This window comes from Methylolobus aquaticus, assembly GCF_054172105.1.
Genome location: NZ_JBSYXP010000005.1, coordinates 186,124 through 207,289 on the forward strand (window position 1 = coordinate 186,124; position 21,166 = coordinate 207,289).

The 21,166-nt window shown below is 63.7% G+C and carries 15 protein-coding genes; 5 read left to right on the plus strand and 10 right to left on the minus strand.

Features of this window, described 5'->3' with window-relative positions; genetic code table 11:
- Positions 1-169 precede the first annotated feature (169 nt).
- Positions 170-4,834: a PAS domain S-box protein gene (locus tag ACW73L_RS08480; protein ID WP_498921322.1), complete on the plus strand. Its 4,665-nt coding sequence runs from the start codon at positions 170-172 to the stop codon at positions 4,832-4,834.
- 147 nt (positions 4,835-4,981) lie between these two features.
- Here ACW73L_RS08480 and ACW73L_RS08485 read toward each other — a convergent pair whose 3' ends face one another.
- Positions 4,982-8,917: a PAS domain S-box protein gene (locus tag ACW73L_RS08485; RefSeq protein WP_498921323.1), complete on the minus strand. Its 3,936-nt coding sequence runs from the start codon at positions 8,915-8,917 to the stop codon at positions 4,982-4,984.
- A 229-nt stretch (positions 8,918-9,146) separates the two neighbouring features.
- Here ACW73L_RS08485 and ACW73L_RS08490 point away from each other — a divergent pair, with 229 nt between their 5' ends.
- Both ACW73L_RS08490 and ACW73L_RS08495 read left to right on the plus strand, forming a co-directional pair.
- Positions 9,147-10,028: a bestrophin-like domain gene (locus ACW73L_RS08490; RefSeq protein ID WP_498921324.1), complete on the plus strand. Its 882-nt coding sequence runs from the start codon at positions 9,147-9,149 to the stop codon at positions 10,026-10,028.
- Between the two features lie 404 nt (positions 10,029-10,432).
- Positions 10,433-11,218 (plus strand): M48 family metallopeptidase, encoded by a 786-nt coding sequence (locus tag ACW73L_RS08495; protein WP_498921325.1) that lies wholly within the window; start codon positions 10,433-10,435, stop codon positions 11,216-11,218.
- A 116-nt stretch (positions 11,219-11,334) separates the two neighbouring features.
- Here the strand turns inward: ACW73L_RS08495 and ACW73L_RS08500 are convergent, their stop codons facing one another.
- From ACW73L_RS08500 to ACW73L_RS08525, 6 genes are all read right to left on the minus strand, one after another.
- Positions 11,335-11,931 carry a hypothetical protein gene (locus ACW73L_RS08500; protein ID WP_129883372.1) on the minus strand — a complete coding sequence of 199 codons (597 nt, stop codon included), beginning with the start codon at positions 11,929-11,931 and terminating at the stop codon, positions 11,335-11,337.
- Between the two features lie 334 nt (positions 11,932-12,265).
- The gene (gene hmuQ, locus ACW73L_RS08505) at positions 12,266-12,568 is read right to left on the minus strand and encodes a heme-degrading protein HmuQ (RefSeq protein ID WP_498921327.1); all 303 of its coding nucleotides are present in this window, start codon (positions 12,566-12,568) and stop codon (positions 12,266-12,268) included.
- Between the two features lie 92 nt (positions 12,569-12,660).
- Positions 12,661-12,867, minus strand: coding sequence for a hypothetical protein (locus ACW73L_RS08510; protein ID WP_498921329.1), 207 nt, complete (start codon positions 12,865-12,867; stop codon positions 12,661-12,663).
- 120 nt (positions 12,868-12,987) lie between these two features.
- On the minus strand, positions 12,988-13,626 hold the full coding sequence (locus ACW73L_RS08515) for a DUF2459 domain-containing protein (protein ID WP_498921331.1): 639 nt from the start codon (positions 13,624-13,626) through the stop codon (positions 12,988-12,990).
- Positions 13,627-13,690: 64 nt separating this feature from the next.
- Complete coding sequence (locus ACW73L_RS08520) at positions 13,691-14,107, minus strand: hypothetical protein (RefSeq protein ID WP_498921333.1); 417 nt, start codon at positions 14,105-14,107, stop codon at positions 13,691-13,693.
- A gap of 28 nt (positions 14,108-14,135) precedes the next feature.
- On the minus strand, positions 14,136-14,759 hold the full coding sequence (locus tag ACW73L_RS08525) for a nucleotide-binding protein (protein WP_498921335.1): 624 nt from the start codon (positions 14,757-14,759) through the stop codon (positions 14,136-14,138).
- Between the two features lie 253 nt (positions 14,760-15,012).
- Between ACW73L_RS08525 and ACW73L_RS08530 the strand changes: the two genes are divergently transcribed.
- On the plus strand, positions 15,013-16,704 hold the full coding sequence (locus tag ACW73L_RS08530) for a SulP family inorganic anion transporter (protein WP_498921564.1): 1,692 nt from the start codon (positions 15,013-15,015) through the stop codon (positions 16,702-16,704).
- 593 nt (positions 16,705-17,297) lie between these two features.
- Positions 17,298-17,504, plus strand: coding sequence for an addiction module protein (locus ACW73L_RS08535; RefSeq protein ID WP_498921336.1), 207 nt, complete (start codon positions 17,298-17,300; stop codon positions 17,502-17,504).
- A gap of 548 nt (positions 17,505-18,052) precedes the next feature.
- On the opposite strand, the gene ACW73L_RS08540 is transcribed toward ACW73L_RS08535, so the two are convergent.
- From ACW73L_RS08540 to ACW73L_RS08550, 3 genes are all read right to left on the minus strand, one after another.
- Positions 18,053-18,769, minus strand: coding sequence for a DUF2490 domain-containing protein (locus ACW73L_RS08540; protein ID WP_498921337.1), 717 nt, complete (start codon positions 18,767-18,769; stop codon positions 18,053-18,055).
- On the minus strand, positions 18,766-19,113 hold the full coding sequence (locus ACW73L_RS08545; protein ID WP_498921339.1) for a hypothetical protein: 348 nt from the start codon (positions 19,111-19,113) through the stop codon (positions 18,766-18,768). Before ACW73L_RS08545 ends, ACW73L_RS08540 begins: the two co-directional genes overlap by 4 nt.
- Before the next feature lie 135 nt (positions 19,114-19,248).
- Complete coding sequence (locus ACW73L_RS08550) at positions 19,249-20,898, minus strand: purple acid phosphatase family protein (protein WP_498921341.1); 1,650 nt, start codon at positions 20,896-20,898, stop codon at positions 19,249-19,251.
- Positions 20,899-21,166 lie beyond the last annotated feature (268 nt).

A 21,166-nucleotide genomic window follows, 5' to 3' on the forward strand; every position in this document is an offset into this window, starting at 1 on the left:
GCCGCAATCCGCCGCTCTCCGCGCACGCTCCGCAAGCAAGCTCGTCCGGCGCCCATGCGCGGATGTTGCGGCGGCGGTCAACTGAGCCCGGAAGAAGCCTCCGGGGCAAGCAATTACGACTTCATTTTGGAAACCGATCGCCCGCCCTCACGTTTACTCCCAGGTTTCCATGCCCAAGCCAATCCCGACGTCGAAACTGTCGCTGCATCAAATGCCGCCCTCAGACGCCGGACATGTTCAAAACCCCGACGCACGGCCGTGGCGGTTCCCGCTCGCTATCCTGATCGTCACTGGCCTGATCGGGGCTGTCAGTGCGTCCGCATTCTTTCGCGCCCGCGCTCAAATGCGTCAGGAGTTCGAGAACCAGCTAACGGCCATCGCGGAACAGAAACAGCAGCAGATCGAGCAGATGTTGACCGACATCAAGGTCGACGCCGATCTCTATGCATCGGCGGAATCCGAGCTCGCGCAGTCGATCGCACGGTGGATTGGCGGGCAGCAGCGGAACACCGCATTGGAATCGCTGATTCGTCAGCGTCTGGAAGCCATCGCCGCTGCGCACCATTACCTATCGATCGCCCTGTTCGATGCGTCCGCCCATGACCTGTTGGTGATCGGGTCTCCCGATGCAGCCGAGCACGCCACTTCGGCTGCGGCCATCCTGTCCCAGGAGCGCGGTTCCCTAGTCGACTTGCACCGCAACGCCGACGGCCGGGTCGAATTCGGTATGCTCGCGCCCGTAAGAATCCCCGGGGCGCCGTCCCCGGCCGTGCTGTATCTGGCCAAGGACGCCGCAACCTCCCTTTATCCGCTGGTCGCACGCTGGCCGATTCCGACCGAATCGGCAGAGACTTTCCTGGTGCGGCCGGAGCGAGACAGTGTCCGCTTCATCAGCCCATTGCGCCACCGGCAAGAAGGTCCGCTAACCCTCCAGAAACCCCTGTCGTCCCCGGGCCTTCCCGCCGCGTCTGCAGCCCGTGGTCGCCACGGGATCCACCGCGGCCCCGATTATCGCGACGCGTCCGTCCTGGCCTACACAACCCCCATTGCCGGCACCCCGTGGTCCCTGATCGCCAAGGTTGATGAAGCGGAAGCCGACGCGGGCGTCAGACGCCTGGCGGCATGGACGTCCGCCGTCATTTCGCTGCTGGTCCTCGGGCTCATTGCGATCGGTTTCGCATGGTGGCGGCACAATCGCCAACGGCGAGCGATCTCGGCGCTGCTGGACCGCCAGGACTCCGAGGCGCGCTTCCGGGTACTTTACGAGAAGGCGCCGGTGGGGATCGCCCTGATCAGTTCGTTGACCGGCCGCATCCACCAGGCCAATCAGCGTTTTGCGGAAATCGCCGATCGCCCGCGCGACGAGCTTGCGACACTCGACTGGATGCAGATCACCCATCCAGACGACGTGCAGGCGGATCTCGCGCAAATGGCACGCCTGAATGCAGGCGAGATCACCGAGTTCCGGATGAACAAACGCTACCTGCGACCGGACAGTTCGGCAGTCTGGATCAACATGACGATCGCTCCTCTGGGAATCGATATTGACCAGGGACCGACTCACATTTGCATGGTCGAGGACATCACCGCGCGCATCAATGCGGAAACCGCCCTGCAACGCAGCGAAGAGCAGCACCGCCTCCTCTTCGAGACTTCCCCGCATGGCATTGTCTATCAGGATCGGAGCGGAGCCATCGTCGACGCGAACCCGGCCGCAGCCTCGATACTGGGCGCGAGCGTCGACGAACTGCGTTCCCTGGACTCGCGTGCTTCCCGCTGGCAAGCGATCCATGAAGATGGATCCGCGTTTCCCGGAGACACGCATCCCAGCATGGTTGCGCTGACCACCGGCGAACCGGTACACGGCGTTCTGATGGGGGTGTTCAACCCCGCCTGGGGGCAACATGTTTGGATCAAGATCGACGCCATCCCACTGCGTGCGGCCCTGGGCGGCGACGTCTGCGCGGTGTACACGATCTTCGAGGACGTGAGCCAAAATCGGGCTGCCGAGCACGCGTTGCGGGAAAGTAACGCCCGTTATGACGATCTTGTTCGCCGGATACCCGTGGGGATTTACTCGATCCTCCAGCGCGCCGATGGCACGGCCCGCTTCGACTTCATCAGCGACCGACTCTGCGCCCTGTCCGACGTGAAGAAGGAGGACGCGCTGGCGAATCCGCGCGTTCTCTTCGACACCCTGCACCCGCAGGATCGCGAAGCGTTTGAAGCCGCTCAGCGCTCCGTCGCACGCACCCTTGATCCATTCCGCTGGGAGGGCCGCTTCGTCGTCGGCGACGACATCCGCTGGCTTCGACTGGAGTCTGTTCCCGTGTCCCTGGCGGGCGGCGACATTCGTTGGAACGGTGTCTTCATCGACGTGACCGAGCATAAGCGGGCCGACGAGGCGCTCCGGATCAGTGAAGCGCGCCTTCGTCTGGCACTGAAGGCCGCTCGTCAGGGGCTCTATGATCTCAACCTGCGAACCGGGGCAGCGATCGTGAACGACGAGTACGCGTTGATGCTCGGCTACGACCCGCGCCAGTTCCATGAGACCCATGTGCGCTGGCTGGATAACCTACACCCGGACGATCTCGATGCCGCGCAACGGGCCTATCAGGACCATATCGAGGGCAGGAGTGACGACTACCACGCCGAATTCCGCCAACGCACGGCGTCCGGCAACTGGAAATGGATCCTGTCCACAGGACGCGTCGTGGAGCGTAATGCGGCGAATGAGCCGATCCGGATGCTGGGCACGCATACCGATATCGATGAGCGCAGAACCATGGAGGAAAAACTCCGCGAGAACGCGTTTTTCCTGCGGGAAAGTCAGCGTGTAGGACAGTTGGGCGGCTGGCGCGCCGACCCGACGAACAACACGCTGATGTGGACGGAGGGTGTTTACGAAATCGTCGAGATGCCCGCGGATTACCAACCGGACCTGGCCACCGGACTCGATTTCTACCTGCCAGGCTCGCGCGAACGGGTTGTGGAAAGCCTTCAGCACACGCTTGCCACAGGCGAACCGTTCCGGATCGAGGTCGAAGTGCGCGGTGCGCGGTCCGGAACCGTCAAGGCGACGGAGCTGCGCGGATTCCCTCACTATCGGGCCACTGGTGGCATCGACTACCTGATGGGGACGCTCCAGGACATCTCCGAACGCAAGCTGGCCGACCAGCGGGAAGCCGCGCGCATCCAGGCCATGGATCTGATCGCCCGAAATGCCCCTTTAAGCGAAATCCTCGATGCCATCGTGCGCGCCGTCGAAGCCGGCCAGCCGGGAACGCTGTGCAGCATCCTGTTGCTCGACCCCGAAGGCAAGCACCTGCTGGTCGGTTCCGCCCCGAACCTTCCCGAGTTCTACAATCGCGCCATCCATGGGCTGGAAATCGGCCCATCCTCGGGCAGCTGCGGCACAGCCGCACACAGCGGGAAGCGCGTTATCGCCGCCGACATCTCGACCGACCCTTACTGGAGCCCATTCAGGACGCTTGCGGCCAGCGCCGGCCTGGCTTCCTGCTGGTCCGAACCCATCCTTTCCGCCAACGGTCAGGTGCTCGGCACCCTGGCCATCTATCATCGACAGCCCGCGTGGCCCACGGACGGGGATCTGCGCCTGATCAAGCAGGCCGCCGATCTGGCCGCGATCGCAATCGACCGCTTCCACGTCGAAGCCGCCACAAGGGCCAAGAGTACGTTCCTGGCCAATATGAGCCACGAGATCCGAACTCCGATGAATGCCATCCTGGGTTTGAGCTACCTGTTGCGCAAGGAGCCCTTGACCCCGACCCAGAGCGATCGTCTGACCAAGATCGAACAGGCGGCTCAACATCTGATGAGCCTGTTGAACGACATCCTCGATCTTTCGAAGATCGAGGCCGACCGGATCGTATTCGAGCAAGCCGATTTTTCCCTGCCCGAACTGCTGGAACACACCCGGTCACTGGTGGCGGATGCGGCGGAGCAGAAGGGCCTTGGCATCACGGTCGACGCTGGCAATGTACCAAACCGGTTGCGCGGCGATCCCACGCGGTTGCGACAGGCTCTGCTCAACTATGTCGGGAACGCCGTCAAATTCACCGAACACGGCTCGATCACGCTGCGCGCGCGCGTGTTGGAGAACACGGGCTCAACGCTGCTGGTCCGATTCGAGGTGGAAGACACCGGGCCGGGCCTCGATCCGGGGCGCCGCGAGCGCCTGTTCGCCCCTTTTGTCCAGGCCGATGCGTCGACCACCCGGAAGCACGGCGGCACAGGTCTTGGCCTGACCATAACCCGCCGTCTCGCGCAATTGATGGGAGGCGATGCGGGCGTCGACAGCACCCCAGGGTGCGGCAGCACCTTCTGGTTCACGGCGCGGCTCGAACCCGGCAGCATGATCGATTCCAGCGACGAAGGGCAGGATTCCGACTCCGCTCTGAATGCCTTGCGCCGGAAGCATGCCGGAACCCGCATTCTTCTCGCCGAAGATGACCCCATCAATCAGGAGGTCGCCCTGGAATTGCTGCGGGCGGCACAACTCCGCGTCGATACGGCCGAAAACGGCAGAATCGCTGTTTCCCGCTGCGCGAGCGCCCCCTACGATCTGGTGTTGATGGATATGCAGATGCCGGTCATGGACGGATTGGAGGCTACGCGTGCCATACGTGCCCTACCGGGTCATGCGGCCACACCGATCCTCGCGATGACCGCCAATGCCTTCGAGGAGGATCGGAACGCCTGCCTCGAGGCGGGAATGAACGATCACATCGGCAAACCCGTCGTGCCGGAACGGCTCTACCTGACCCTACTGCAGTGGTTGGAACAACCAGCCATTACCGGCCCGGCGACGTGAGCGCACCCGCTACGAGGGCTCCTCGACAAAAGCGCGCAAACGACACGGAGTCAATGGACTTGTACCTGGGGACTGGATTCCTCGGCATGGACCTCTTATTGCCCGCGCAGTCGACTGCCCGTCTCGGGGATACATCGCAACGACAGCCTAGCGACGGTCTTGCTCGCCCCTTGAGCCCGGATCCGGCAGCACCCTCACCAGCATTGCGCTGATCCTCGACCAGTCCTGTATGAGCGCATTGCCGATCTGCCGGATTTCCTCAGCGCCGGCATCGCGGCGCAGCGCAAGACCCAGCGCGTCCGCCAGCGCGGCGACACTCTCAATGCCCAGGTTGCCGGCCGCTCCCTTCAACGCGTGTGCCTCGCGTCCAATCTCCGCGAGCTTGTCCTCAGCCAGGAGCGCCGCGATATGCTGCAGGTCCGGAGGATGCTGATAGACCAGCATCGAGAGAAATCGGAGATAAGTCGGCATTTTGCCGCCCGTGTGGCTCAACCCTGCCTCCACGTCGAGGCCCGGTATCGCGGCCAGGCGCTGCCGGTACTCGTCCTCAACCGAAACCTCCGCGGCATTGACCGGTCCATCGATGGTGCTAATGGTCCTGACGGGTAACCACTTCAGCAAGGTCCCGTATAGGAGTTCAGGATCCACGGGCTTGGCGACGAAGTCGTTCATGCCCGCGTCCACGCAATCCCGTCGGTCCTCGTCGAACACGTTGGCGGTCATCGCCAGGATCGGGACCGTCCGACGCTCCGGCATCGCACGGATGATCCGCGTGGCCTCGAGCCCATCGATTCCAGGCATCTGCACGTCCATGAGGATGAGGTCGTAAGCGTTGCCCCTGACCTTCTCCACGGCCTGCTGCCCATCCCAGGCGACATCCACCAATAGTCCGGGTGCCTGCAACAGTTGCAATGCGACCTCCTGGTTGATGGCGTTGTCTTCCGCCAACAGCAGGCGGGCACCCGTATGGTTCCTTCGTAGCTCCGCCTCGGCCCAGGCTAGCGACACACCGGGGTCGAGCGGAGCCCCTTCCTCCCCCCGTTTCAAACGGACCGTGAACCAGAACGAGCTGCCCCGACCGCGTTCGCTGTCCACACCGACGGTGCCTCCCATCAGCCGGGCCAGACGTCGGGTGATGGAGAGTCCCAGACCGGTACCACCGTGCTTGCGGGTGGTCGAGGCATCGGCCTGCTCGAACGCCTCGAACAACCGAGCTGCTTCCTCAGGCGCGATGCCGACGCCCGTGTCCTGGACAGTAAAACGCACCAGCAAACCATCAGCGTCCTCGCCCAGCAGCAGCGCCTGCAGGCTGATCGAGCCGCTATCCGTAAACTTCACGGCGTTGCCCGCATAATTGAGCAGCGCTTGACGCAAACGGGTCGGGTCGCCCTTCAGCCACAGCGGCACATCGTCGCCATCCACTTCGACCTTGAGGTTCTTGGCGCGGGCCTGTTCCGCGATCAGCGAACGGACGTGATCGAGAATACTGGCCAGCGGGAAGTTCGCGTGCTCCAGTTCCAGGCGCCCGGCCTCGATCTTCGAGATGTCGAGGATGTCATTGATGATGGAGAGCAGATGTCGCGCTGCCCCATCGATCTTGCCCAGCCGCTCCAGTTGACCCGGAGTGGGGCTGTCGCTCCTGAGCAGATGAGCCAGGCCCAGAATGGCATTCATCGGCGTTCGGATCTCGTGACTCATGTTCGCCAGGAAGGCACTTTTCGCCCGATTGGCGCCTTCTGCTTCCGCACGTGCGGCGACCACATCCCGGGTCCGCTGTTCGACCAGTTGTTCGAGATGTTGGCGATGCGTTTCCAGTTCCAGGAACAGTGCCTTCTTCTCGGTAACGTCCTCTTGCACGGCCACGTAATGGGTAACCCGGCCATCGGGCTGACGCAGTGGCGAGATGATGGCATCGTCGACGTAATCGCTCCCATCCTTGCGCCGGTTGAACAACTCGCCCCTCCAAGTCAGGCCTTGCGCCAGCATGGCCCGCAGGCTGCGGAAGGTGTCTGCCGGCGTCTGGCCGGATCCCAGGAATGCCGGGTTTCGCTGCAGGGCTTCCTCTCGCGTATAGCCGGTGTTGCGGCAAAAGGCGTCGTTCACGTACTCGATCAGCGAGTTCGTGTCGGTGATGATGATGCTGGCCGGACTCTGCTCCACCGCGAGCGCCAGCTTGCGCAACTGGTCCTCCGCCTGCTTGCGGTCGGTGATGTCGGCAAAGGTTACCAAGGTGCGCTGATCCGGAAGGCGGGTGACATGAAACTCGATGTCCCGGGGAACTCCATCGGCACGGTGAACGGTGTAGATTCTCGCCTCGTCCAGCGTGCCCTCTTCCTCGCGAGCCATCACATTCTCCTGCCAGGCGCGCTGCACCTGTTCCCGATAGGCTGGCTCCGGGTACGCCTTCCTGAACATCGTGTCGAGGTCGGGGATGTCCGCCAGACTATACCCCAGCAACCGGGTGGCGGTCGGATTCAGGTAAGCCGTCGTGCCGTCCGTCTTGATCAACAGGATGCCGTAGGGCGCGTTCTGCATCACGGAGAGCAGATTCTCGCGGCTCTGCAGTAGCGCCTGCTCGTTCAGCTTGAGATCATGGATGTCCGTGCAGGTACCGAACCATTTCAGAATTTTTCCAGCGTCGTCGACGGCCGGAACGCCCCGGATCAGCCACCAGCGGTACACCCCATCGGCCCGCCGCAGACGGCACTCCAGAGCGTAGGTGGCATTGTTTTCGACAGCGTTCCGCCACGCGACCCAGGCCCGATTCCGATCATCGGGATGGAAGGGGATGTTCCAGCCGTGGCCGGAACTCTCAGCCAGAGACAGGCCCGTGTAATCGGTCCACTGATGGTTGAAATAGGTGTTCCGGCCATCCGCATCCGTGGCCCAGACTATCTGGGGCATGGCTTCAGCCAGCAAGCGGAACTCCCGTTCGCTGGCTGCCAGCGCATCCGCCAGCTGCTTCCGTTCGGCGATGTCCTGCACGATGCCCGCCAGTGCCAGCGGTCGGCCTTGTTCGTCGTACCGATGCCGCCCTTTGGCCCAGATCGATCGCAGCACACCGTCCACCCGCCGGATGCGGCACTCGAAGTCCCAGTCGGCACCGCTTGCGGTCGCGTCGCGGAAACACCGGTCCACGTGGTCGCGATCCTCCGGCGTGACATGCTCCAAGAACATGTCGTAGGTCCAGAGCGGCAGCGCTTCCTCGTAGCCGAAGATCCGGTCGTGCAGCAGAGTGCGCATGGCGGCACGGGTGCGCAGGTCCAATTCCCAGGCGCCGACGCCGAGCGTGTCCAACGCGAAACTCAGGCGCTGCTCGCTGTCCGCGAGGCGCGTTTCCGAGTGTTTCACCCGAGAGATATCCAGCACGATACCCCGGTAAAGACAGCGGTTACCGTGAGCATCCAGCACCGGCTGCCCCCTCGACAATAACCAGCGCTCCTCGCCGAGCGGGCAGTTCGCGACCCGCCACTCCAGGTAGATATCCCCTCCGGCTTCCACGGCCGCATGCAGCTTCGCGATGGTGGTATCGCGATCATCGGGATGGACGCTTGCCGCCCAGGCCTCGTAAGATGGCTCACAGCTGCCCGGTTCCAGGCCGTAGAGATGCCAGATGGTCTCGGACCACAGGACTCGACTGCTCTTAAGGTCCCAATCCCAAAGCCCAGCATCGGCGGCCCGCAACGCAAACTCCAGACGATCCCGCTTCGCCTCGAGATCTGATGCCTGAATGCGCTCGATCTCCCCCGCCAGGTCGAACAGTTTCTGGTGAATCCGGCTGAACAAGACCCCCATCGACGTAAAGACGGCAAAACTGACCAGGTGACGGGAATCCGCCACGGCCCAGGAGAGCCGCGGCTCGACGAAAAAGAACCAGACCAGCCCGACCGAGAGTATGGTGGCGAGCAGCCCGGCGTAGAGTCCACCCAGCCAGGCGCTGAGAAAAACCGCGGGATAGAAGAATAGCCAGACGAGGGGAGGGACGTGGGGCCATAGCGCCCACTGCAGCCCGCAGGCCACCAGCGGAATCAGCGCACCCCACATCAGGGAATACGGAAGCTCGGGACGAGGGAGATTCTTCATTGGGGTGACTCTGCGGGCGCTGTTCTTTTCGGTTGATGGCCTTATACGCCGCAGGGGAAATTATGCTACGAATCGCCCGGGGCCGCTTGGAGTGATCACCGTCCAGCCGGCAGTTCGAAGGCGCCGCCACCGTGGCGGTCCTCTTAATCAGAAGCCTGCCGACCCCGTTTGAACGATCCATTTACGGGATAATCCACTGCCGGATTGCAGACTTCAAAGGAACTTTTCGATGGCCTCGACTTACGATTTTCTCGCTTCGCTCAGCATGTGGGAGATCGCCGCGCTGTTCGGTGCCAGCTATACGCTGGTTAGCATCGCAGCGATCCCTTTGCGACGCTGGCTCGTCGGGCGGGAGGAAACCGGCCATCATGAGGCACTCGATGCCGTGTTCAACTCGGTTTCCGCGCTCTACGCAATCCTGCTGGGCTTGATCCTGGTCGCTGCCTGGCAGAACTTCCAAGACGCCGAGGCGGAACAGATCGACGAAGCCAACCGTCTCGTCAGCCTGTTTCGTCTGTCCGGCGGACTGTCCGAACCGGAAGCACAAAAGATCCGATCCAGCTTGTATCGGTACGCACAATCGACGGTCGACGAGGAGTGGGCCTGGATGGACTCGCTGTACAGGCGGTCACAGGGTGTAACCACCGGCATCCCCAAGGCTTTCGCGATCCACAACGAACTCTGGTCATACTACGTTCGCTACACGCCGAAGGAAGCGCGCGATGAGATCACGCTGAATCATTCGATGGAGGAATTGATCCGATTAACCGAAGACCGCCGATCGCGCCTGCTCGATGCGAAACCCTACCTGCCGGCGGATGTCTGGCGCCTCTTGTTCGGTGGCGCGGTCGTGGTCATGGTCATGGCGGCCTTGTTCACGCAGGGTAGGAATGGCCTGTTCGCGGTCATGAGCTTCGCCCTGGGAGCATCCATCGCTTTCGAATTGGCGGTGGTCATTTCCGTCGACCACCCTTACGCCGGACGCACTGTCGTGGAACCCAATGCACTGCGCAATGCGATTCAGGTCATGCAGCATCTGGCCCTGAGCGAGGGCCTGACATTCGACGCGTCCAGCCCCGGCCTGACCGAACCGCGAAGTGCTCAGCCTTGATGCCGACAACTCCCTGCGGCCACTGGGGCAGGGCGCCCGAAATGCCGCGCTAATCGGGCCGTCCCATGGGCTCACGGGCCTTCGGCTCGGTCTCGGCCTCACCCGCGGCGCTCAGCGGCCAGGGAGATCATCGGGTGCGGCAGAGTCAGTCACAAGTGGCGCGACCCTGGCGCCCCCTCCAATCGACAGTCTTGCAATCTCGGTCCCGGGTCGTTATACAACTAGGCTGAGTGACGGCGCCGGAAATGCGCTGCAGCGCGCTCTCGAACGGAATCCTCAAGACAGCCGCCAGGCGCTCGAGCGCGTTTACCATACCGACCACGGACTGGCAGCCATCGACCAGCAACAGCCCGCAAAGGGCACAGCCGAATCGCATGAAACGACTCACCCTCCCGATCTTATCCTTGGCCATCGGCGCGTCCACGCTCACTGCTTGTGCCACCAACCCGATCACGGGCCGCAGTCAGGCCGCGCTGATCAGCGATGCGGAAGCCGCGAAATCCTCGCAACAAGCCTACAGCCAGCTTGTCTCGGAAGCCCACCGCGAACGCGCGCTCGACACCGACCCCGCCACGCTGAGCCGCGTGCGTACGATCACGGACAAGCTCGTGGTGCAGGCCCAGAACCTACGCCCGGAAACACGCAGTTGGCGGTGGGAAGTGCACGTCTTGCGCGTCAACGAGGTCAACGCCTGGTGCATGGCCGGTGGCAAGATGGCCGTCTATACCGGCCTTCTCGACAAGATCAAGCCGACCGACGACGAACTGGCGCAGGTGATGGCGCACGAAATCTCGCACGCACTGCTGTCGCACCAGGCCGAAAAAATGTCCCGGGTAACGATGCAGAAGGCCGGCTTGCAACTTGGCATGATCGCCGGCGCCATCGCCGGCTACAACCTCGGCACGGTGGCAGGACTGGCCGATTCCGCCGCGACCCTCGCGCTGCAGTTGCCGAACAGCCGGGAAGCCGAGAGCGAAGCCGACGCCGTCGGCATGCAACTCGCCGCCCGTGCCGGCTACAACCCGCAGGCGGCGGTCAGCCTCTGGGAAAAAATGCTGCACGCCAGCGGCTCCCGCACTCCGGAAATCCTCAGCACTCACCCCAGCCCGGAAACCCGGATCGACGCGATGAAGAAACTCGCGGAAAAGTACATGCCTGTCTACCAACAGGCCTTGCACGGCCGCGGCTAGGGCTCAGGCCGCAATTCCCAGGACCGCCGCTGGCGTCGCCTGAGCGCCACACGGCGCGACGGCGGCGATGCCGCGGGTCCGGATGACCGAGGCCGGAACGTCGACGCCGCCTCAGCTCAGCGGTGGCGATGCTTGCCGCTCCGTGACTTTGAGGACTTACCTGACCGGTGATGCTTGCGGTGCCCGGACTTGCTCCGGTAGTGATGCTTTCCGGAACGCGTATGTTGCTCAGGCGCCGCATCCGCGCCGTCGAATCCTTCGGCCATCGGCACTTCCGTCGGATCGGTCAGGCCTTCCCGCGGCGCTTGCGGAACCGGCTCAACCGGGAGCATGCTCCGGATACGCTCACGCGACCCACCGTCACTGTCGAATCCCCCAACCGACGGACTGCCGAAACCGGGGCGGGTCCAATGCCTGGGTGGGGGCAACGGGGGCGGTTCCGAAACGGTGGGATCGATCTGTTCCACCGTGTCGGGCACGGTAAAGCCGCGCTCCCGCCGCTCAACATCCCGGCGATAAAGCCACTGCCGCATCTCGTCCAATTCGGTCAGGCCGGAATTGCCATCGTCGCCTTTGGCACCTTCGAGATCGGGCCGCAACGCGTTGGCATCCGGTGATTGCCGCTTTGGATACCACCGCCAGTCGCGGGCTGAGGCTGGCCCAAGCACCAGAACCAAGGCGAGACCCAGTGCCAGGTGTCGCGTCACGCTCACGGCTGCCACCCTAAGCCCGCATCAGCGTAAGACATGGCGCTCGCATCCGCCGAAACCGCGACGGCCCTGGAGAAGGAAAAGATCCATGGTCGATCCGTATTCCGAAAGGCGAAGCGCTGGGCGCGGGCCAAGCGGCGAATTGCAAGGAAGGGGACGAAAGCCGCGCGGAACGCGAGGTCCAGCGCCGAGACAGCGAGTAGCAACGGAGAGAGTCCAGCAACGAACGAAACACTACGCCGCGTCTGCGGCCGAAGCACGGGCTCACGCAGCGAATCGGCGCGCAGTATTGCAGTAATGCTCGCGTCCGGCAAATCGCTGGGACACTCCCGAGGGCTCACAACACCACATCGAAACCTTCGAATTGCGGATGCCCGAGATACAGGCCCTTGGCACCGCCGGCACCGGCATGGGCCTTGCGAAATGCTTCGGAGTGGGTCCAGTCCTCGAAGGCCGCCCGCGAGTCCCAGATCGAATGCGACGCGAAGAGTGTACATTCGTCGGTGGCCGGGCCACGCAGGAGGTTGAACTCCCGAAAACCCGGCACCTCGTCCAGGTAGGTTTCGCGATTGCGCCAGATTTTCACGAATTCGTCTTCGCGTCCGGGGGCAATCCGGAAGCGGTTCATAGCAATGAACATGTCGGTCACTCGTCTGTCGAAAACGCCCGGAACGGGTCCAGGCAGGCCCATCGGTCATCCCACCCAACTCGGCACCTAAAATCAGGCTAGGCCTAGGGGCTACTGTCAAAGGTCAACATGACCGATCTTCCGGTACGGGTATTTGTGGCGCGGAAGGTTGCGACGCCCGCCTCGAACTCCACGCTCTCGATGGCCACGGGCGGGTCGTCATAATCCGCCTCGGCGATACCCAGGCGATCCATCAAGTCCTGATTTTCCTCGGCGGTCAAGGTCATGTTGCCGTCGTCATCGATCTCCATCGCTCGCTCCGTGTCAGGCCAAAAGCTCACAAGAGTAGCGCCGCGTCCGCCGACTTGCCACCACCACCCTCGCTCTGACCGCAGCCACCGCAGGAAGATCCGTGGCTAAGCGGAGCGAGGTCAGCGGCAAAGGGCACGAGGCGCCAGCGTGCGGCCCCAGGGCCGCACGCGCCCTACGAGACCGCCGGCCGTCAGCGGATAGGGACGATCGAGCGGATAACCAGCCGCCGCAAGCGCTCCTGCGGTCCATGTGTTGCAGGTGTTGAACAGATGAAAACGGCCGCGCCCCGGGTAGAAAGCCCCGCTCCCCGGGCGACCACCCGGCAGTGGCGCCGTACGTGCCGATACCGCTCGATCGAAGCTGTCGTGAACGTAACGCAGCAGACTTTCCAGGCGGGGCGGCGACAGATCCAGTGCGATCAGGTCGCTACAGGCGAAGACCGTCTCGGGCGGACTGCGTAGCCCGGACATGAACACGACGCTGGGCGACGGCCAGAGCGCGGCTTTCACGGCCATCCAGACGCCCGGGTCGGCTGCCTGGTAGAACTCGCGCTCGCCCCAACCGACCTCGACAAAATCGGCCTCGGGAAAATCCCCGCGTTCCGGCCATAGCCGGGCGGACCCCGCGTTACGCTCGACGATCAAGCCCGCGTGCCAACCCTGACCCAACAGGTAAACGCGTGGCCTATTGTCGACACGACCCGCTGCCGCAGGCTCGAAGGGAGTCGTACCGCATGCCGCGAGCAGCGTTCCGAGCACGAGCAGAGCGAATAAACGGCAACGTCCGTTCTCACGGTCGAAATCCCTGACAGCGACCGGCGTGTCAAGCGGTCGCGGGATGGGCGCTGCGTTTCCGCGCGCGTCGTTTTTCGGGTGTCGACGGCGCCAAGTCTTCATTCGCGTCGGACCAGGTGTGGGCCGCCGCCTCCTTGCCGGCGCATCCCCCGTCGCGGAATCCGCGGCCCAACGCATTGTTCAATGGCAGCAGATACCACAGCGTCATCGCGCTGAACGCGATGCCATAGCTGCCGTAGTAGCCAACCCCGTACACGGCCGCGGACATGGCGCGCCCCACCGGAGACAACAGGGAACGCCGGCGCGGTGCCGACGCTCCATCGGTGCGGCGCTCCGTGCGCGCCGGAGCATTCGGGTTTCCGTCGTCATCGGCGTCCAGCGACACGCCCGCGCGCTGGTCCAGCGTGCGACTCAGCGCGGCAGACAATTTGACCCTTTTCGTCATATCCGGAGTTTCCCCCGACTCGTCGACCTCAGGCCGCAATCGTTTCGCAGATCCACCGATAAAGCCCTCCGATTTCCACAGCACCCCGCCCCCGGGGCTCGAATTCCTGTATCGCCTTGCCGACGGTCAGACAGTGCACGAAGGCCGCGCGCTGCGTGATGCGTACCGGGGCCAAAGGCACCTGATAGCCGGCCACGGCCTCGGCCGCCTCGTCCGCCAGCGAGCCGCGCGGCGGCACCGCGTTCAGCACGACAGCGACTGGCGTGCCGGCCAGCCGTGCCAGATCGATCGTCGTACCGATCGCATGCAGATCGAGGATCGCCGGACGGCAGGGAATCAGGATCAGATCGGCCGCCCGCGCCGCAGCGAGGGCCGCGCTTTCGGAATGCGGCGCCGTGTCGATGATGGCGGCCGCCATACCGCCCTTGCGGGCCGCCTCGATATGCCGTTCCAGCCGATTCGCCTGCGCCGAAACGACTTCGGGCAGCGCCTCCGAGCGGCTATCGCCCCAGGTTGCCGCACTGGCCTGGGGATCGAGATCGATCAGCGCGCATCCGACGGATCCATCCCGGGTCGCCGCGACGGCGAGATTGATCGCCAGCGTCGTCTTTCCGGCGCCTCCCTTCTGCGAAATAACCGCGATGGTGATCATTGGCCCCACCGTAACCGAGAGGCTGAGCGCGGGTCAAGATCGGGGGCCCGGGCAGCGCCTCACCGGCCCGCATTCGGCGGCACCCGACACGCTGGTTCATTTGCCCCGCCGCGAACGGTGGCTTTGCACCACGCCCTAGCGATGTGGCGGCCCGCCGGTCCTGCAAGCCTTTGAAAGTGCGCTTCGCCCACGAAAGGCCCGGTAGTTGCATGCAGTCCAACGCATGATCTAGCCGAGGTAACCCGTGATCGCCATAGACCCCACGACCGCATCGCGCCAGACGCCGAAAACCGGCATTCCCGGATTGATCGAAAACTGGAGGTCCGACCTGACATCCGGCTTTCTGGTCTTTCTGATCGCCCTCCCGCTGTGCCTTGGCATCGCGATGGCCTCGGGCTTTCCTCCGATGGCCGGCATCATCAGCGCGATCATCGGCGGCGTCGTCGTCTCGCGCATCAGCGGATCGTACGTCACGATCAACGGCCCGGCAGCCGGCCTGATCGTCGTGATCCTGTCCGCAGTCCAGTCCCTTGGCGACGGCGATGCCATGGCCGCCTATCGGTACACGCTCGCCGCGATCGTGGTCGCCAGCCTGCTGCAGATCGTTTTGGGCCTGTTGAAGGCGGGCCGGCTCAACGCGTTCTTCCCGGCCTCGGTCGTCCACGGCATGCTGGCTGCGATCGGCATCATCATCATGGCCAAGCAGGTTCACACGCTGCTGGGGGTGAAGCCCGAGTCCAAGGAGCTGATCGACACGATCCTCGAGATCCCGCACAGCATCGCGAACTTCAACCCCGAGATCGCCTTCATCGGAGGCGTCGGACTGCTGATCCTGATGGTCTGGTCGCGCGTACGCAACCGCTATTTGCGCATGGTCCCGGGCCCGCTACTCGTGGTGCTGGTGGGCATGGCGCTGGGTCAGTATTTTGATCTGGATCATCAGCACGTCTACATGTTCCTGCCGAACGATCCGGTTATCCCCCATCACGAGTTCACGGTCGGCCCCGCCTTCCTGGTCGCGGTGCCCGAGCATTTCTTCAGTGGGTTTTACTTTCCCGACTTCTCGAAGATCGGCACGCTGGCCTTCTGGGGTGCGGTCCTCAGCATCTGCCTGGTCGGCAGCCTGGAATCGCTACTCAGCACGACAGCGGTCGACAAGCTGGACCCGTATCGGCGGCAGTCGGATCTGAACCGGGACCTGACCGCGGTCGGAATCGGCAATACCCTGGCAGGCCTCATCGGCGGCCTGCCGATGATCGCCGAGATCGTCCGCAGTTCGGCCAACGTCGGGTCCGGCGCGCGCACCGGCTGGGCCAATTTCTTCCACGGCGCATTCCTGCTGTTCTTCGTCGCGCTGTTCCCGCACTTCATCCACGAAATCCCGCTGGCATCGCTCGCGGCCCTGCTGGTCTACACCGGCTTCCGGCTGGCCTCACCCAAGGAATTCGCCAAAACCATGGGCATCGGGTGGGATCAGTTCGCGCTGTTCGTGATCACCATCGTGGGCGTGCTGGCGACCGACCTGCTGATCGGCGTGCTGCTGGGGATCCTTGCGGAGTTGCTGATTCACGCGGCCCGCGGCGTCACTTTCCTGAATCTCTTCAGGATTATCTACACGGTCGAGAAGGCCTGTCCTGACTCCTACCGCATCACCGTGACCGACTCCGCCGCCTTCTCCAATTTCATGGGATTGAAAGGCGATCTCGCCGCCGTTCCCGCCGGCAAGACCGTGATCGTGGACTTCTCGAATACCACCTTCATCGATCACACCGTCATGGAATTCATCGACCATTTCCAGCACGACTACAATGCCCGGGGCGGACGCTGTTCGATTGTCGGTCTCGAGAATCACGAACCGTTTTCCGACCACCCGCTCGCGGCGCGCCGGGCCAAGTCGAACGGCAAGGGCCGAATCGACAAGCCCAGCGCGCAGATGATGGGCTGAGACACCGCGGGTAGCAACGTGCTGACCAGTGCCAGGTATGCCGCCCTTGCTCCGCATCACGGTCCCAAGGTGATGTACGCGGACGCGAACCGGCTCGGTGCCCGCACCGCGCGCGAAGGCATCGCGTACAAATAAAGCCCCTACGCACTGGACTTGTGAAGATGTCAGTGGCCAGCAAGCGTCACGGCATCCGGATCGTACCAGTTCATTCCCGTTTGGTCCGGGGCGGGAGCGGAACCGGGCGGGCGAGACCGTCTGCGGGCGGGAGCCCGGAGCCGAGCCTACACGGACGTATTCACGGCGTGTCTCGGCTGCCCGGTCCGCGCCCGGAAGCGCAGCGCGGGCGAAGGCGCGCTTCCCAATCCCTACGTTTGACGATGAGCCGCGACATGCCACTGCCGTGCGCGGCATGGCGAGCAAGCAGCGTCGAAGGATCTTCGGAACCTTGAGGCGAAGACTGGCCGGCAGACTCACATTTTGCGGCAGGGCGGTTGGATCGCCCCCATCAGGAAACGCTTCCGCCATGACATCAAGCTGCCTCCTGCATTTACACGCGCCTTCTCAGCCCGCTTGCGATTCCGACCAGGCACTGCATGCACTCTGGTGACATTCTCGCTTCCGTGTTGAAACTCGCCCCGGATGAACGTTTCAAATTGGCCGAGAAGATTCTGACGGGCCTGGATCTACCGGACCCGGAGATCGATTGCGCATGGCTGGAAGAAGCCGAGCGCCGTCTCGCAACCTACCGCGCTGGTCAAACCCAGGGCATCCCGGACGAGGATATCTTCGGACCCTTGTGATGCGCACCGCCTTCTCACCAGAAGCGAGAACGGAATTCGGGGATGGCGAGCGCCACGACGAACGTGAGGTTCCGGGTTTTGGGCGCACGTTTTCGACAGGACGTGAGGCAAGCCCTGCTGCGATTGCGCATCTAGCTCCTGGCATGTCCAAACGAGCGCGGTGACATACGGCGGCTGATTCTGAGCCGCTTTCCCTACAAACTGCTGCACACGGTCGAATCCGATCGCAGTTACATCCTCGCCGTCGCCCACACACCGCGCGCCCGACTCCTGGGTCCGCAACCTCGCTCGCCGCGAAGGCAGCTCGTTCTTTCTGCAAAAAGCCGACGGGCGCTTCTATCCCGACTTCCTGTGTCGCTTGCCCGAGAGAGACGGGCAGCCGGGCCCCGTGTTGGCCGTCGAGTACAAGGGCGCCGACCGCTGGGATGCCACCGCAGACGACCGGCGAATCGGTGAGCTTTGGGCGGAACTGTCGGAAGGCCGCTGCCGCTTCGTTATGGTCAAGGATAAGCGCTGGGAGTGGATCGCCGCGCAATTGCCGGCTGCCGCTACCAGCCGACGAACAACGAGCCCATGATCAGATTGTTGTCGGTTTCGTTCAGCAGATCGCGGTCCTCGACGTACTGGTTCATGTAGCCGAGTTCGGCGCGTAGTTCCGGGCTGAAGCTCCAGCCGAAACCGAGAAACGCGCGATTCTGATCGAAGCCGGCCTTGCCGCCCCACTCGGTGCTGTTGACCCGCACGAAAAACTCGTCCCAGGCCACCAGGCTCAGTCGTTCGTCGAACGCGAAGGGCCGCAGATAGCGGATCAGCTGGCGCGGCCGGTACCGCACGTCGTCTCCCCGGATGAAATTGATGTCCACCATCGTCCGGAACATGAACACGCCGAATTCCGTCGGCATGATGTAGCGGAAGCCCGGAAAGAGGTCCTGTTGGGCGAAGTACGGCTTGCCCTCCAGTTGGGTTGGGACGAAATTGTAGCCGAGCCAGACCGTGGCCCGGTCGCTGAGCGAATAGCCCAGCGCGGCGCGCGCGACCCCCTGGTAGAAATGCTGCCAGTCTTCATTCCAGCGGCCCTGAAGCTCGAGCCACAAGCGCAGGTTTTCCAGTCGCGAATCGACGAAGCCGAGGCTCCCTTCGCCCACGAGTTGGGCCCAGCTACCCCAGGTCGTGGTGATGTCCGCCGCGCCCGGGATAGCCACGGCCGTCAGCAGCCCGCCCAGCGCAACCGCATGGCAAGCGACGCGGAAACGCCCACACCTCATGGCTGGACATTTTTCAGGTCGCACAAGGTCTCGTCCCGGCATTCCACATCGTAGAATGCGCCGCGACCGCAACCCTCGGCGCGAACACGATAATCGCTGTACAGATAGCCCCATGGCGCCCCGGGCACCTCTTTCTCCGACACGATACTGACGGTTGCCGCCGGGCAGCTCAGATCCTGCCGGGCCTGGGTTCGTACCGTGCGCAGCGCCACCGCCGAGTTTTCATCGAGCAGCGTTCCGTCACTGATGCAACCGGCCGCCAGCGCCGGGAGCAGCGCGAGCATCCGACTCCAGCAGGTGCGGAGCGTCCCCTGTCTCCACCCTTTGGCGCGTCCATCGAACATGTTGTTACCTACACCTCGTCCACGAAAAAATGACGCTGACGATGCCACTGCTCGCGGCGACCACCGCGTGGACGGGTCGATCGCCGCAAAGCACCGCCACTACGGCCGGTTGAGCCGCGGGCGGCGCTAGCCGCCTCAGCCCGGCGGCTCGCAGGTGCCTGTCGTATAGCGAAAGCTATCGATCACCACGCCGGGCGAACCATCGCCCTTCACGCCATAGGTGTCCAGCTGCAGCGCCCCCGCGGCAAACACCCGGAGGCGCGAGTAATGATGCCGGGTGTTGTCGCGAAACGCGGTGTAGGCCGGTGGCGTGGCCGTTTCGAACCGTGAGAAAGCCCCGTTGATGCTGCTCATCTTGCCCCCCGGGCTGATCTTGACCCAGGTCACGCCATCATCAGCCGTGTAGCAGTCCCGGCTCCGGGAGGTCGGTGTATTCGAGGCCGGCACGTCAATGAGCGGGTAGGTGCGCACGTAGGACTGGTCATGCGCCGTCAGGACCAGCGGCACGTGCAAACGCTCGAACAGCGGCCCGAGTTCCGCGCGGAGCGCCAGATTCGACCGATGATTCCTGCCGTCCGAAAACGGCGCCACATGCAGATACGGGATGACCCAGCGCGCGCCGGCGGCGTAGGCAGCCTGAATGTCCTGCTCGATCCAGGCCTCCGTCCCGGCTCTGAGGCCATTCCTGTCCGAAATCGCAAAAATGGCGACGAAATGCACCTCGCCGATATCGAATGAATAGCTCCGACGACGGTCGAACCCGGCCGGTGTCGGAAAGCGCGCCTGCCACGCCGGCAGGTTTTCATCCAGTCCGACTTCGTGGTTCCCGTAGACCGGCATCATGGGCGCATGGCGACCGATCGGCTGCATCTGGTTGAACCAGGCGTCGATCGTGGCATCGAGCGTCACATAGCGCTTATCCGTATTGAAATACGCGTAATCGCCACCGAGCAAAACCATCCGGGGCTGCAGTCGCGCAATCTCGTCGATGACCTGTTGCGTGCCTGTGGTCAGGCCATCAAGACGACCGATGAGGCCGGTGTCCGCGACGAACACGGCATCCCAGTCGGCTCCCGCCGGCGGGGCGGTGCGTAGAGTGAAGGTTTCGCTCCACAGTCCGTCGCCGCCCTGAACCTGGTATTCATAGGATGTGTTCGGCGCCAGCCCGTTGATCGCGACCTCATGCAGCGTACCCTCCGTGCCCGAGGGGCGTGGCCCGCCCGCCGCGGCATGCCAGATCAGCGAGCCCGGGGTTCGGTACCGGACCGCGGAAATCGATAAGGGATCCAGGGTGCGCCAGACGACGATCATCGACGTCGTCGGGTCTGGCCCCCATGCCAGATGAACCTGATCCAATGCGTTGCTCCGCCGATTGGACACGGTGAAGCTTGCATCCACGACGTCGACTCCGCCGGTCGGCAACACGACCTGAGCCGTAATCCGGTGAACGCCGTCGGCCAGCCTGCGGGTGTCGAAAGGCAGCGCCGACGTCGCACTGCCGCCGGCAAAATCATAGGGAGCGTTGCGCTCCACCCGGCGCGGCGCTCGAGTCATCGCCGGATCGTCCAGGTAGAACCTGACCTCGCGGGCACTCGCCGTGGGTACCAGAAAGGCGTAGATCCCACCCGACGCTTCGAGTCCACCCAAGGCTATCGAGCCGGACCGATCCCGCGCACCGCTAACCCGCAGCTCATGAGCCCGAGCCTCATTCACCCAAGCTACCGCCAGTAGCAGGAAGCAAGCCCACCACAGCCGATGCGGGCCCCGATCGAAGATAGTCGTCATGGTCTCACCTCGTTTCGCATTCGAGTGGAGCGCCGCCTCGCAAAACAGCCCCATCGACGACCCCGCCCATCGCCGACCTTACGCGGTCCACATTACCATACCCTCTGGTAAATCCGCACCTTACGCACCACCATGGGAACGACTCAGCCGGAGATCGCAAGACGGTCGGCCGAAGTCCTCGACCTACTCTTCGACTTGTCGAACACGCCGTGCGCCCCGTGCAGAGGCGGCGTGAGCCCCCCACCTAAGCTCATCGGAAAGCGCCCCG